This window comes from Bradyrhizobium sp. T-12 (genome assembly GCF_058314695.1).
The window spans coordinates 5,290,713-5,304,467 of the sequence record NZ_CM177756.1 but is presented as its reverse complement, the minus strand read 5'-3'; the positions used below and the strand labels follow the sequence as shown (position 1 = coordinate 5,304,467).

The following is a 13,755-nucleotide window of genomic DNA, read 5'->3' as shown; positions in this document are numbered from 1 at the left end:
AGCGGGGCGTGGGGTGGATCGGGTGAAACGCTATCGGCCGCATATTCTCGTCATGATCGCGCTTGCGATCGTGCTGTCCACGGGATGGCATGGTGCGCTTCGCAACGCGCTGACCGATCTACGGTTCGCCTGGCAATCACGTGAGGCCAGCGGCAAGGTCGTGGTGGTCGCCATCGACGCACCCTCCATCGATCAGATCGGCGTGTGGCCCTGGCCGCGCCGGCTTCACGCAGACCTGCTGCGCCGGCTCGAAGCTGCGGGCGCGAGCGACATCGCCTTCGATGTCGACTTCAGTTCGCCATCGGACCCGGCGTCCGACGAGGCTTTCGTCAAGGCGCTTCGCGATGCCGGCGGCTCGACCATTCTGCCGTCCTTCAAGCAGCCGACGCCGAACGGTGGCCCGGCCCACGTCAATCGCCCCCTGAAGCCGTTCAGCAACCAGTCCTGGCCCGCGATGGTGAACGTCGCAGTCGAATCCGACGGACTGGTGCGCCGCTATCCGGTCGGCGAGAAGATCGGCGATACCCTGATGCCCTCGATGGCCGTCGTGCTGGCCGGGCAGGATGCCAACCGGCGGCCGCCCTTCCTGATCGATTTCAGCATCCGTGCAGCCTCCATTCCAACCATCTCTTACGTCGACGTGCTGCGCGGCGATCCCGTGGCTCTCGATAAGCTGAAAGGCAAGAAGGTCATCGTCGGCGCCACCGCGCTCGAGCTCGGTGACCGCTTCAGCGTTCCCAACGGCAAGATCGTCTCGGGGCCGGTGCTCCAGGCGCTGGCCGCGGAATCGATCCTGCAGGGCCGGATGTTGCGCTGGACGTCCGATATCGGGATGATAATCGCGCTGGGATTGATCTCCCTGCTGATGATGTATTCGTGGCGCCGCTTCGGGCCGGGAATTCGCGTTGCAGCGCTCGTCGCTTCCGGGGCAGCCATGGGATCGGCCGCAGTTCTCGTCCAGGCGAGATGGCCCCTCGTCATCGACACGTCGCTGTTCCACATCGCGATCGTCGCCTACCTGACTGCAATTGCGCTGGACGAAATCGATTTCCGCGGTCTGCTCGGCCGCATTGCCGAGAGCCGCTTTCACCGCATCGCGATGTCGCTCGGCGACGGTCTCGTCTGCACCGACGAGGATCACCGGATCACCGTCTGGAATCCCGGCGCGAGCGCGATCTTTGGCTACACGCCGGCCGAGATGATCGGCCGCCCGTTCGAAACGCTTTGCGCCGTGCCGGCGGACGGCAACACGGGACCCTCCATGCACGACGCCGCGCGCCAGGCGCTGCTCGTTCCGGGCGGAGCGGTCGTCGTCGAGTTCGAGGGCCGGCGCAAGTCTGGTGAAACCTTTCCCGTCGAGGCGAGCTTCTCGGGTTGGCAGGGAACGGATGGCTTTCAATACGGTGCGATCCTGCGCGATATCTCGGTCCGCAAGCGCGAGGCCGAACGCGTCAAATATTTCGCCGAATATGACGCGCTGACCGGTCTTGCCAACCGCAACACGCTGCATGCCGGATTGGCCGGCATGATTGCGGATGCGGAGCGAGAGCCTCATGAGGTTGCCTTGCTCGTGATCGGGCTCGACGGCTTCCAGCGAATCAACGACATGCTTGGGCATTCGGCCGGTGACCTCGTGTTGCGGGCCGTCGCCGAGCGTCTCCGGATCGAAGTCGATGGCAAGGCGGTCGTTGCCCGGCTCGGCGGCGACGAATTCGCCATCGCGCTCGATTGCGCGGAGGCTGGTGAACCGATCGCGGCGTTCGCCGAGCGGATTGCACACGCGTTCGAAACGCCGCTTGCGACGGGCACGCGGCAGCACCGCGTCAGGATCAGCATCGGAGTTGCCGTCTATCCTGAAGGCGGACACAAGGCCGACGATCTCCTGAGCAATGGCCATCTCGCGCTCAGCCGTGCCAAGGCGACGCGGCGGGGCGGCCATGTGCTGTTCGAGGCTGCGATCAGGCAGGAGCTGGAGAACCGGCTGACGCTGGAGAGCGAGCTGGCGCTCGCCGCGGATCGCGGTGAGTTCGAGCTGTTCTACCAGCCCCAGGTTCGCCTGATCGACGGCAGCCTTGTCGGCGCCGAAGCGCTCATCCGTTGGCGGCATCCGGTGCGCGGCTATGTCTCTCCTGGAGAGTTCATGCCAGTGGTCAACACCTCGGCACTCTCGGAGCGGATCGCGAACTGGGTGATGGTGACCGCGTGCCGTCAGGCGCGTGACTGGGAGCTGTCGGGTAACGGCGTGCGTGTCGCGATCAACCTCTCGCCCTCGCAGCTTCATTCCGGCGATCTCGCCCATTCGGTTCAGGCATTGCTCGAGGCCACGGGGCTGACGCCGTCATTGCTCGAGATCGAGGTCACCGAAGACATTCTGCTCAATGACGAAAGTCGCGTGCTCGACATGTTCAAGCGGATCCAGCAATTGGGTGTCCGCGTCCTGTTCGACGATTTCGGCACCGGTTATGCGAGCCTGAGCTATCTGAAGAAGTTTCCGCTCGACGGCCTCAAGATCGACCGGTCGTTCGTGTTCGGCCTGCTCGCCAATTCCGACGATGCCGCGATCGTCGGCTCGACCATCGGGCTCAGCAAGCAGCTCGGCCTCACGGTCGTGGCTGAAGGCATCGAAGACCGCGCAACCGCCGACTTCCTGGTCAGCATGGGATGTGAGGAAGGGCAGGGCTATTTCTTCGGACGCCCGATGCCTGCTGGGGCGTTCGAAAAGCAGTTCCTGCTGGCGGCGGAGCTCGATTCTGTCAGCGCGGCCTGAGCGGCTGCTTGGGCGTTAACCGAGCATCGCTGAGGTCGTCACAATGTCGGTTGTTGGCGGAGAGCCGGACGCTGCACTGCGCCTTCCGTACCGCTGCTTTTGACCCGTAGCGGACAAAGTCTGATTGAACGTTCTAGAAATTCTGCCATCTCCAGAAGAACACAGCTTCGTCGCGCTCCGCAACATATTGGGGAATAGATAGTACAGGTATTTTCCGATCGAGTTGCTTGACGACCATGCCGTCGACTTCAAAGACCGGTGCGGCTGATGATGCCGGGATCCTGTATTCCAGATCGGCACGTGCATCCTGGCAGGCGCCGAAACCGTTCGTAGCTCCATCCCGATATTCGAGATTAAGAATGAAATCGCTATCGTTGCCGAGTGCGGATTTCCTCATTGGAAAGACTGATGTGAGGCCGCGCCACATTAGTGGATACATCTCAGATGGCCAAGAACTAGGAACGTGCGGTGGGATCTGCACGATCTGTCCGCTGCGCAGTGGCTGTCCGCTGTGGACATCGCCGCTTGACGAGCGCTCACGGCTGTATGTCCAAACAATCTCGCCTAGCGTTGACCGCTCCGTTTCCGTTGGCATCGTCCAGTACCGTGGTCTGTCTTGCGGCCACAGTTCGCGAAGCTTGACGCGCAGTTCTTCGGGCAGTTTGAGCCGAACGTAAGTCCAGCAGCTCGAAATATATTGGCCGAGTTCTGGCGGCGCTTGATTAGGAAAGTCATAGCCCCAAGGGCCAGGCAATACTCCCCTCTGCACATACTGCGTCGCTGATTTCTCTCGCCACGTTTCCCAGTCTTCCCGGGTCGCCTGCTCGATCCGCGCCCCGAAAAATTTTAGCCGGCTGAGCGGATTGTCATACGCATCCTCCGAGAGATAACCCACTCCCGCAGATAGATCGCCGACATCATCGAACCAGACCGCCAGCGGTAGTACATCCGGCGGAACCATTCCGTTTTCGGTGGTTGAGCCGCTGCAAAGGTGCAAGGTCCGGATCATTACAGCGTGGCCATCGCGTGTTGCCATGACCATCGCCCTCGGGTGGATGCTGGAGTCGTCTGACAATCCTGCAGATCGGGATCGCGTTATCCTGAGATTGCAAGCCACGACGTAGTCGAATGTAAGCCGTTCTCCGGTTTCCTTTATCTCGAAGTTTGCCTTCAGCCGGTAGAAGTAGCCGTTGTCCTTGACGTAGGTCTGCGACAACGGCTTTCGCAGGACCGATAGCACCTTAGGCAGCGCCGTAGTCATCCCAGCGGCGAGTATCAGGAGACCAGCAATTACTGTTATGAATTTGCGCAAAAGATGAGGTTCCGATGGGACAAATTTGGGGGCCAGCAAATGCTATCGCACGCGGAGATTGATACCTTCTTATGGCCAGCGGAAGACTCGTTTAGGTTAAGAAACCATGATCGACCCACTGACAGGAAGGTCTGCTGTTGGCCCTTCCCAGACCACACGCAAATGTCCGCTTTCGCGCCGCTACCGAGAGATCAGCGGACATAGCGGATTTATGAGTCTAGGATTGCCCTCGGGTGTCTTCCTTGTTACTCCCACGGACGACAATCTTTAGTTCGTTATCAGGGAGCGGACGCTGCAAGGATTTTGCTTCGTCCCACGGCGCACGCAACCACAGGTCCCACTCCTCGGGCGAAGTCAGGATCACCGGCATCGCTTTCGGATGAATTGGCTCGACGATAGAGTTTGGGCTTGTTGTGAGAAACCCATACACCTGATGCGGCCCCGGCACAGGCTTCGACTTCGTGCCGCGATCGCCGTTGAACGTCGTCCAGATGCCGGCGAATGCAAACAGCGGGCGTGCCTCCGCAAGCGCGAACCACACCACGTCCTTCTTCTTCGTCTCCGGGTTCGGCTCGGGCGCGTACTCGGCAAAGCTGTTGACGGGCACGAGGCACCGGTGCTCCGGCTTGAGCCAGGCACGCCAGTGCGGCGAGGCGGTGTTGCGGATGTTCGTCACCGGCGGGCCGCCGGTTCGCGGGGGCGGCGGCATGCCCCAGCGCATCATGACCAGCTCGCGCTCGCCACCCGCGTCGCGAATGACCGGGGCAGGGTAATCCGGAAACACGCCCGGCATTGGCGGCAGGTTGCCTTCGTAGCGCCGGACGATGCGGAAGAGGTCGGCAATGGCGGCCTGATTTGTCGTGATCGAATAGAGATTGCACATGAAGCAGATTTTGCCTTATCGCTCGCCCGGCCACCAGATCGAGGGCGGGTCACTGGCCGAAATCTTTGTCGGCCTCAGCGCTACAAGCGTACTGCGCTTGTACGCGTAACCTCGCAATTGCGTACAGTCCTTGCAGCGCATGTAGCGTTCGAGTTCATGGATCGGGGTCGTCTTCACACGTCGAATGATGTCCAGCGCGACAGTCTGATTGGTGTCGCAGCCAAGGCAGCGGACCTCAAGGTAGGGATATCCTCCATTGATCGCATCGCCAATCGTCGGCGATGGTTGCGCTGGACCTTTGTAGCCGAGCATGCGGTAATTCCACGCCTCGCAGGCCAGCTTATCGGCCTCTTTGCGCGCGTCCCTCGCCCGCTCGGCCGACATCTTGATCTGAGTGCCGAAGAGGTATTGGCGCGACTTCGTGGACATCCGATCATCAAGGCCATGAGCCAACTGCGTTGGCAAATTATCGATTCCTAGTAGGCGGGCAGGGCGGCCAGCCACTGCCCATCGTGGCTGTGGAAAAGAAGATCGTCAGATGCTCACCAACTGTCGACCTGTCCCTTTGCAATCAGCGCAAGCGCAATCTGGTCCGACAATCTCTGGTGCGAACTTTCCCCAGTTGCCGTCGCCCCCGCATTCGAGGCAGCGGATTTCGCCGGCCCCGCATCCGAGATCCCAGACGTCCGTTGCGACATTGGTGTCGCAATTACTGGCGCAGAAAACCCGCATCCCCGCGACTAGGGCGGCGTGCCTCTCAGTCATCTCCAAGGTCCTCATCCAAAGGATCGGGTCGATAGCCAGGCGGCATGGCTGGCGGGTTGGACGCGTCCGCTCGATTGCAGACGAGGCAAGGCATTCCTGCCCCGCACTCGCAGGCGCGCGGCCCGAACGCGGGCCTGTCCGGATGATTCTCGCAAACCCAGCGCTGATCGTCGCATTGCGCGCAATGCTGCATCAAAGGTCCTCCCGCAATCCCTTGAAGAATGGATGCCGCACCTTACCCTCGGCGGACTTGGCGCGGTACTCGACCTCGGCCAACAGCTTCGGTTCGACCCAGATGCCCTTGTGCGCGATACGCTTTGCGTAAGGCTGCGTTCTGCGGCGCAGCGGCTCCAGGCGCTTCTGCAATTCGGCGGCTGACGTCTTGTCGAACCCGTGGTCAACCTTGCCCGCGTAGACGAGGTCATCGCCCTTGCGGCGGCCGAGATAGATGCCGTCCCATTTGCCTTCGTCGAGCGCGAAGCCCGCGATGGTCAGGGTCTCGCGCTGCCGGCAGGTCGTCTTGACCCAATTGTTGCCGCGGCTGCTGTTGTAAGCACTGTCACGAACCTTGGAGACCACGCCTTCAAGCCCGACCTTGCAGGCATGGGCGAACATCTCGCGCCCGTCCAGCTCGAAGCTTTCGCTGAATTGTACGTCGGTGCCTGAAATGATCTTCTTCAGCTCGGCCTTGCGCTGAACCAATGGCAGGCTGCGGATGTCGCGACCGTTCAGGTACAGCAGGTCGAACGCGACCAACACGATCTTGGTCGACCTGCCCTTGAGCTCGTTTTGCAGGACCGAGAAATCGGTCGTGCCGTCGGCGGCGGGGACGACGACTTCGCCGTCGATGACAGCCGAGCCCGCCTTGATGTGCCAAGCGTCATCGGCGACTTTCTTGAAACGCTTGGTCCAATCGTGGCCGCGCCGGGTGTAGATGGTGACCGCCTCGTTGGCCAAGTGAAGCTGGACGCGATAACCGTCGAACTTGATTTCGTGAATCCACCGCTCCCCGGACGGCACCCTCTCGACGGAGGAAGCCAAGGCCGGTTCGATAAAGCGCGGCAACGGCGCCTTGACGCCGATCGCCGGGGACTTCCGCTGACGCTGAGACGCCACCTAACAACTCCACGCAACAAACTCTTTGATTCGAATCTTTCTGCGCCGATTCGTTCCGGGCGCGTCGCCGCTGCGGAGAGGTTTTAGGAACCAACTGAATCCTCTGTCGTTTTCGCAGTGCATGGAGGTGCACTATGGCTAAAGCAAAGAAGCAGACCGCTCGCGGTCGCAAGCAGGACCGCGCGCGCGTCGCGGGCGGACAGAAGTATGAAGTCAGCTACGAGGCAAAGAAGACGGGCCGCTCGGCATCCGCCGTGAAGAAGGCGGTTAAGAAGGTCGGCGGCAGCCGGAAGAAAGTAGAGCGGAAGCTGAAGGGGCGCTGAGCTTCGCCTTTAGGCTGAAGGTTTGCAGGCGGACGCTGACCGAGCGGAGTGTCAGCGTTTGGCCTTGAGGTGCCAATATCCGACCAGTGCTCGCCACTCGAAGATAATCACGGTGCCTCCGATCAACACCGTCCCGACGAGGGCCATGATCAAGATCATTCCCAGCATCGAATCACCTCGCCTTGTTGCGAGATTCCTAAGTACCAGATTCCTAGCTTATCTTTCTATGAACGATTGAAGCCTCAGGCCGGTCCTATGCCTCGCTACCATTTCGATTTGATCGATAGCACAACCGTTGCTGATCAGGGCGGACAATTGCTCGAAGACGAGTCGATGGCCATTGAAGTCGCGGACCGCCTTGCGCAGGAGTTATCAGTAGTGCGGCCCGAGCTGAGAGGCAAAGGCTACAAGGTGCTAGTCACCGATGCGGATGGCGAGCGTGTCCACGAAGCTCCTTTAGACAGGTTCAGATTGGTCTGATTGCGCCAACAAGAATCTCCGCAACTCAGGAACTGTAGCATTTGCAGCGGAATTGAGTTGCTGCCGGCTCGCCGCCGAGTTGGCGGAGCGGCCCCGGCCATACCCCCCATCCCCTGCGACGCCGGGGCCGTCTCTCCGCCAACGCGCAGTTTCGGAGTAAGCGTATGCGTTCATCGCCCTCGATCGTCCCAACCAATCGCCTCGACCGCGACATCTATTTGGTGCTCGAAGATTTTGGCGCACGTGCCGGCTGCTCCTGGCGCGAGACCGATGAACAGGACACCGACCGCGAGACCATCATTCGCGATCTGCTTTCCGGCCAGTACGCCTATCCGGTGCGGATCGTGATTTTCAATGCGATCGAGGGCCACGCGCGCGACGCGACCAGCGAGATTGCAGACGAGCTGGCAGAGGCTCTCGCCCGAAACGCCGAGATCACTCCGGCTTTGCAGGCGTTCGTCGAAGCAAACGCGACGCGGTCATTTGGACTTCAGCTAGCCCTTCCTCTACTCGGCGCGGCTTAAATACTGGGACTGACGGCGTAAGATGCGAAGCTGCGTTAGTTGCCCCGCGGGCATGGTCAAGTACTGGAGGCGAGCTTTTCGGCTTGGCCAGCAAATCAGAAATTTCCAACGCTCTTTCCGATTGATGAACGCGCCTCATGAGAAGCTCGCGTTGGGTGCCAGGCGGCAGCTCCTCAGCCGCTGCCCTGAACTTCGCGGCCTCCTCGATAAGACGTTCTCTAAAGGACTTAACTTGCTTTACGCGACGACGAACTGCGCACATTCGTCCTCTCTGCATTGCACAATTTTCTATGACCAAGCTTGACGAGAACTCAGGTCAAAATCATTTGTTCCACAATTGAAACGTCGTGCAGGCTCCCGGGATGCGGCGGGAGACAATGGATAAGAAATCTCTGAGTTGTGTCGCAGCGCCGGCGATGCGGTACCTTCCCAAGCTTTTGACTCCGATGCTAAATTGAACGACCGGCGAAACAATCCACATGTTTCGTTGCGAACGCTGCGGTGCGCAGTCGTGGCAGTTCTGACAAGGAGGGACGCAAATGAGGAGTCGATGTGGCTTCGGTGCTCCTAATTGAAGACGAAACGCTCATCCGCATGATGATTGCGGACATCCTAGCCGAGCTTGGCCATTCTTTAGTTGGGGAGGCCGGCGATCTGGCAGGCGGTTTGCAGCTCGCGGGTGCACCAGACATCCACGCCGCCATCCTGGACGTGCAGCTTGGCGCCGATAGCTCCGGACCGATTGCAGAAGCTCTGCAAAGCAGAGGCGTTCCATTCGCATTCGCTACCGGGTATGGATCGAAGGGTTTGCCTGAGAATTTCAAAAACAGTCTTGTTCTACGAAAGCCATTTCCGCTTGAAGAGCTTGAGCGCTGTTTGAAATTGCTCTTGGGCTGACACCGATTCGTCATTCTTGTGATTGACACGTCGGGCAAAACACCGACAGAATAGCATCATCGAGACGAGTTTTGTTTTGAGCCCGCGCCGGAAATTCCGCCGCGGGTTTTTTGCGTCTCGATCCCAAAACGACATAAGTGTTTTGAAAGGAATTTTCCAGATGACTGACCCAGTGAATATCAACCTTTTGTCCCAGAACGCGCTCGCGAGGGCCGCCGCTCGGCGAGCGGTAAAGCAACGCACGCTGACCGAAATCAAGTCCTTGGCACGGACGCATACCGCCCTTGCCATGCGAACTCTCGTGCAGGTCATGCGTGACAAGGAAGCGCCGGCCCATGCCCGCGTCGCCGCGGCGAGCCTCATTTTCGATCGCGGCTGGGGCAAGGCGCTGCAGCCGGTGTCCGGCGAAGACGGGAAGCCCGTCGAGTTTGTTCACCGCATCGAGCGGGTTATCGTTCGTCCCCGCGACAACGTGATCATGGAAGCGCAGATCGAGGAGACCGGGCAGCGCGTGCCGATCAGCGTTCTCGGGAGCCTTGGCGGGATATGCGATTCCGAAGCGGCCTATGAAGAGAGTTGGCTGAATTCACAGGAGCAGGCATGAGCGACATCCTTCAGAAGCTGCTTCAACCGCGTGTTGCGCCGAACCCAGAACCGGAATGGCCGAAATGGATCATGGAGGCGCTTGCGTACAAGCCGGAGAGACCCCCGGCGGTGCTGGACCCGCCGCTTAAAGCGGTCTCACCGGAAAGCGATGAGCGACGCAACATCCGGATACTACGTCGGGTATCCAACACTTGAACTGGGAAAGCCCGCGGGGATGCCGCGGGCTTCCGTATTAATGAGGCGTTTGGACGCTCGCCGAGGGTGCGTTCGCGGGAACAGCTATCGCCGCCGCGCGACCGCGACGCCAAAGAGAAATGCGACGAACAGGCTGGCGAGCGGCGCCTCGCGCGTGACCGCTGCGACCGTCGCAAGCGCTCCGCCCGGCTTGCGCGATTCCTCGATCGTAGAGGTGAGGCGATCGACGGTCGCATGCAGGCCTCCCGCGACTTCACCGATCGTGCGGGAGACGTCCGCCGCCGTATCGATGGCGCGCTCGGCCATGCCGGGTTGGGACGTGGACTGCGGTATCTCCGTGCTCACCTGCGCGACCTCCAAACCTTGATGGCGGAGGCCGGCACCTTTGGCTATCCGCGCGAGCGCTTGTTTTGAACAGCGGGTCTGGCGACCTTTGGCTATCCGCGACAGGCGCCGTCATGTAACGGCGGGTGCCGGCCTTGGATGAGCAATGCAGCGCGGGGGCTTTTGTTCCTCCCCGAAGCGAAGCGCCCCCGTGAAACGACGGGTGCGAATCTCTGTTAGGCTCGCTTCATCTTGTGACTTGAGGAGGCCGCCGTGACCGATCGGACCATGACGGATCGAGCCAGGCGCATCGCTTTGCTGGGCGCCCCCATCGACATGGGGGCATCGCAGCGTGGCACCTTGATGGGCCCCGCGGCGCTGCGAACCGCAGGCCTTGCGACACTGCTCGAAAGCCTGGATTTCGAGGTCGTCGACTACGGCGATGTTTCTGCAGGCGAGATCCGGGACCTCGCCGACAGGCCTCCGGAAAGAGCCAATCACTACCGCGAGATCCAGCGCTGGACACGCGCCCTCAGTCGCAAGGGCCATGAGATCGCGAAGACGGGCGCGCTTCCGATCTTTCTCGGCGGCGATCACACGCTGTCCATGGGATCGGTCAACGCCATGGCGCGTCATTGGCAGGAACGTGGAAGGGAGCTGTTCGTGCTCTGGCTCGATGCCCATGCCGATTACAACACGCCGGAGACGACTGTTACCGCGAACATGCACGGCATGTCGGCCGCGTTCCTGTGCGGCGAACCCGGCCTCGACGGCCTGCTCGGCGACGATCCGCGCGCCTCGATCCAGCCGGACAGGCTCGATCTGTTCGGCGCACGTTCGATCGACAAGCTCGAAAAGGAGCTGATGCGCGCGCGCCGGATCAGGGTGGTCGACATGCGCCAGATCGACGAGTTCGGCGTCGCCGTGTTGATCCGGCGCGTCATCGAACGGGTCAAGGCCAGCAACGGCGTGCTGCACGTCAGCTTCGACGTCGACTTCCTCGATCCGTGCGTGGCGCCGGGTGTCGGCACCACGGTACCGGGTGGCGCGACCTATCGCGAGGCCCACCTGATCATGGAGCTGCTGCACGATTCCGGCGTAGTCGGGTCGGTCGACATCGTCGAGCTCAATCCCTTCCTGGATGAGCGCGGCCGGACGGCGCGCACGGCCGTCGAGCTGATCGGCAGTCTGTTCGGCCAGCAGATCGTCGACCGAACGACGCCGAGCAACGCGATCGCGCCGGGCGAGTGAAGCGGTGGGTGGCAGCGTTAGAAGAACGCAAGGCCGTCGGACTGAATGAGTACGGCGTTTAGTTCCCTCGGCACTGGCTGTCAGACCGGGAGACTGGACTCGCAACTTTGAACCGCCCTACAATATGTCGGGAAAAAGTGGCAAGGCCGTTCCGGCGGATGTTGGAATTCCGAGCTTACATCATCGATGAAGAGGGCCACGTGACTGGCCGTATCGACCTGGTTTGCGAAGACGAGGAGACTGCTCGTCATCGTGCCCAGCAACTTGTTGATGGTCACAGCGTGGAGCTGTGGCACCGCGACCGTAAGATTGATCGGTTTGATCCTCCTCCACGCCAATGACAGGGCACGACGCATCTTCTTCCAGCGGAACTTTTGTTCACTTGTGAACTTAGCACTCGCTGCAATGATGCAGCCGGAGTGGAGAAAGTGCAGAACGCTTCATTGCTTACTCTGGTGGTCGAGGACGATCTCCTGATCCAGGACCTGGTTGCCGGTGCCCTTGAGGAAGGTGGATTTGAGGCCGAGGTTGTCGCCTCAGGTGAGGAAGCAATCACGCTCCTCAAAGAGGACCCTGCAAAATACCGAGCGCTGCTGACCGACATCCATTTGAAGGGCAAGCTGACGGGCTGGGACGTCGCAAAGATCTCCCGAGAGCTCAATCCGGAGATGCCCGTGGTCTACATGACAGGCGCCGCAGCCAACGAGTGGCCCTCTCACGGCGTGCCGAACAGCATTCTCCTGAACAAGCCATTTGCGCCGGCGCAGGTTGTTACGGCCATATCGAACCTGCTCAACCAGGTGCCTCCGCCCCAAGAGTAATGCGCCGAGGTGAGGTGTTTCTGGCGGACCAGCCCACGATCGAACCCAACGATCCCATTCCGTCAGCTTGAAGGTGCAGTGTGCGCTGCACAGCAACTTCTGATTTGCAGCATCAGCTTGGCCCTTTCACCAACCGTCAAGGTCCTGCGCTTAGCTTCTGGTTTGCTCCTGCGGTCTACAGGTCGTTTATGAGTGAAGCACAAGAACAGGACGGGAAGCGCGTTACCTTCGAGCGCCCCATAGAGGCGCGCCTCATGGCCATCGACGGCACGTGGCAACGTCCCTGCAAGATCCACGACGTATCCGAAACCAGCGCGAAGCTCGTGATCGACGGCTCGATTACGGACATCGGTCAAAAAGAATTCTTCCTGGTGCTGTCAGCAACCGGGCTCGCCTATCGACACTGCGAACTCTCCTGGGTTAACGGCGAGTTTGTCGGCGTCCAATTCATCAATAGAGGGCGGGCAGCAAAGCGCGCACGACGCGGCGAAACCTTGGTGGCTTGAGATAAGTGTTCCCACCCCTCTGTGTGCCTTAGATGGAGCAGTGAGTTCTCGCGCCCAAAATCGGACTGGAACCTTCCTGCAATTGCCAAGTTTTCCCGGTGCCCTTCCCCAAGGGCGACCCCGAATGGCCCCAGCTCCGATGCCCCCACATTCCAGCGAGCTGGGGCCTCTTTTTCCCGAGACCGGGCGGCGACGCGGCCGGACCTTGCCGACGCGTCATCGTTCCGGAGCGCAGGCGCGATATAGGCGGACACCATGAAATGGATGCTTGTGGTCCTGGTGGGCGGCGTCGCGCCGGTCAATACCGATCTCGTCTTCGACAAGTTCGCCGATTGCCTGTCGGCCGAAGCGCAGATGCGACAGCATTACTCTGATGCGTTCGATGCCTGGGACCGTTTAGCCGCGGCGAGAATAGACCGGCGTAGCGACTATAAGAAGGCCCGCGACCTCGAGGCGAAGAGATTGCTGAGCAACGTCGGCACCTGTGTGCCGCACGGCGGGGGCGATTCCGTTGCGCCGGCGGAGCCGCCCAAGCCGCCCGCCGCGCCGTCGCAGCAACCTGCCGCGCCATCGCAGCCGGCACCGCGACCTTAGCGAAACGCCGCGCTTCATCGAACAAGGCCGCGCTCATGGAGCGCGGCTGCATCCGGGATGCGAAGCGCTGACCTGTGGTGATGTCAATCCGTTCGACTAAAGACAACCGGGAAAAACTGGAAACTTCCGGGACGCCTTGAGTTGGCAGCGATGGATCAGTTGCCCTGGAGAGCAAGCACCGTGGACGACGCCGTCTTGAAGAACGCTACCGAGACCGCCTGGACGGTGTACCGGGCACGGCATCCCGATGTCGATTTGTTCGACAACCGACGATGCCTGCTGGAACGCCATTTGCTCAGGAGAAAGGAAGAGTGCGAGAGCGATGCCGAAGAACTCGCCAGCCTTGGCATAGCCTACCTCAACCGGCTTCCGGGCGAGGAATGTTGACGAG

Annotated in this window: 17 protein-coding genes; 12 read left to right on the top strand and 5 right to left on the bottom strand. The window is 60.8% G+C overall.

Annotated elements, in window-relative coordinates; genetic code table 11:
• Positions 1 to 22 precede the first annotated feature (22 nt).
• On the top strand, positions 23 to 2,767 hold the full coding sequence (locus AC0WRY_RS25310) for an EAL domain-containing protein (RefSeq protein ID WP_194403518.1): 2,745 nt from the start codon (positions 23 to 25) through the stop codon (positions 2,765 to 2,767).
• A gap of 133 nt (positions 2,768 to 2,900) precedes the next feature.
• Here AC0WRY_RS25310 and AC0WRY_RS25305 read toward each other — a convergent pair whose 3' ends face one another.
• The 4 genes from AC0WRY_RS25305 to ligD form a co-directional block, all read right to left on the bottom strand.
• Entirely contained in the window at positions 2,901 to 3,983 is a 1,083-nt protein-coding gene (locus AC0WRY_RS25305; protein ID WP_194403517.1) for a hypothetical protein, read from the bottom strand.
• Between the two features lie 313 nt (positions 3,984 to 4,296).
• Positions 4,297 to 4,962 (bottom strand): SOS response-associated peptidase, encoded by a 666-nt coding sequence (locus tag AC0WRY_RS25300; protein WP_194403516.1) that lies wholly within the window; start codon positions 4,960 to 4,962, stop codon positions 4,297 to 4,299.
• Positions 4,963 to 4,977: 15 nt separating this feature from the next.
• On the bottom strand, positions 4,978 to 5,391 hold the full coding sequence (locus AC0WRY_RS25295) for a hypothetical protein (protein WP_194403515.1): 414 nt from the start codon (positions 5,389 to 5,391) through the stop codon (positions 4,978 to 4,980).
• 528 nt (positions 5,392 to 5,919) lie between these two features.
• Complete coding sequence (ligD, locus tag AC0WRY_RS25290; protein WP_194403514.1) at positions 5,920 to 6,843, bottom strand: non-homologous end-joining DNA ligase; 924 nt, start codon at positions 6,841 to 6,843, stop codon at positions 5,920 to 5,922.
• Positions 6,844 to 6,977: 134 nt separating this feature from the next.
• Here ligD and AC0WRY_RS25285 point away from each other — a divergent pair, with 134 nt between their 5' ends.
• The 6 genes from AC0WRY_RS25285 (at position 6,978) to AC0WRY_RS25260 (ending at position 9,868) form a co-directional block, all read left to right on the top strand.
• A complete protein-coding gene (locus tag AC0WRY_RS25285) occupies positions 6,978 to 7,166 on the top strand; it encodes a DUF3606 domain-containing protein (protein ID WP_194403513.1) in 189 nt (62 codons plus the stop codon).
• A gap of 255 nt (positions 7,167 to 7,421) precedes the next feature.
• On the top strand, positions 7,422 to 7,646 hold the full coding sequence (locus AC0WRY_RS25280; protein ID WP_194403512.1) for a DUF6894 family protein: 225 nt from the start codon (positions 7,422 to 7,424) through the stop codon (positions 7,644 to 7,646).
• A 164-nt stretch (positions 7,647 to 7,810) separates the two neighbouring features.
• Positions 7,811 to 8,170 carry a hypothetical protein gene (locus AC0WRY_RS25275; RefSeq protein WP_194403511.1) on the top strand — a complete coding sequence of 120 codons (360 nt, stop codon included), beginning with the start codon at positions 7,811 to 7,813 and terminating at the stop codon, positions 8,168 to 8,170.
• A 552-nt stretch (positions 8,171 to 8,722) separates the two neighbouring features.
• Positions 8,723 to 9,067 (top strand): response regulator, encoded by a 345-nt coding sequence (locus tag AC0WRY_RS25270; RefSeq protein WP_491121530.1) that lies wholly within the window; start codon positions 8,723 to 8,725, stop codon positions 9,065 to 9,067.
• Positions 9,068 to 9,227: 160 nt separating this feature from the next.
• Positions 9,228 to 9,671: a hypothetical protein gene (locus AC0WRY_RS25265; protein WP_371746146.1), complete on the top strand. Its 444-nt coding sequence runs from the start codon at positions 9,228 to 9,230 to the stop codon at positions 9,669 to 9,671.
• Entirely contained in the window at positions 9,668 to 9,868 is a 201-nt protein-coding gene (locus tag AC0WRY_RS25260) for a hypothetical protein (protein ID WP_194403509.1), read from the top strand. Before AC0WRY_RS25265 ends, AC0WRY_RS25260 begins: the two co-directional genes overlap by 4 nt.
• A gap of 84 nt (positions 9,869 to 9,952) precedes the next feature.
• Here the strand turns inward: AC0WRY_RS25260 and AC0WRY_RS25255 are convergent, their stop codons facing one another.
• On the bottom strand, positions 9,953 to 10,213 hold the full coding sequence (locus AC0WRY_RS25255) for a hypothetical protein (RefSeq protein WP_194403508.1): 261 nt from the start codon (positions 10,211 to 10,213) through the stop codon (positions 9,953 to 9,955).
• A gap of 252 nt (positions 10,214 to 10,465) precedes the next feature.
• Between AC0WRY_RS25255 and rocF the strand changes: the two genes are divergently transcribed.
• The 5 genes from rocF (at position 10,466) to AC0WRY_RS25230 (ending at position 13,751) form a co-directional block, all read left to right on the top strand.
• The gene (gene rocF, locus AC0WRY_RS25250; protein WP_194403507.1) at positions 10,466 to 11,443 is read left to right on the top strand and encodes an arginase; all 978 of its coding nucleotides are present in this window, start codon (positions 10,466 to 10,468) and stop codon (positions 11,441 to 11,443) included.
• A gap of 428 nt (positions 11,444 to 11,871) precedes the next feature.
• The gene (locus AC0WRY_RS25245; protein ID WP_194403506.1) at positions 11,872 to 12,264 is read left to right on the top strand and encodes a response regulator; all 393 of its coding nucleotides are present in this window, start codon (positions 11,872 to 11,874) and stop codon (positions 12,262 to 12,264) included.
• Between the two features lie 188 nt (positions 12,265 to 12,452).
• Positions 12,453 to 12,770, top strand: coding sequence for a PilZ domain-containing protein (locus tag AC0WRY_RS25240; RefSeq protein WP_194403505.1), 318 nt, complete (start codon positions 12,453 to 12,455; stop codon positions 12,768 to 12,770).
• Positions 12,771 to 13,025: 255 nt separating this feature from the next.
• Positions 13,026 to 13,364, top strand: coding sequence for a hypothetical protein (locus AC0WRY_RS25235; RefSeq protein WP_194403504.1), 339 nt, complete (start codon positions 13,026 to 13,028; stop codon positions 13,362 to 13,364).
• Between the two features lie 180 nt (positions 13,365 to 13,544).
• On the top strand, positions 13,545 to 13,751 hold the full coding sequence (locus AC0WRY_RS25230) for an FHA domain-containing protein (protein WP_246776326.1): 207 nt from the start codon (positions 13,545 to 13,547) through the stop codon (positions 13,749 to 13,751).
• The last annotated feature ends 4 nt before the right edge of the window (positions 13,752 to 13,755 follow it).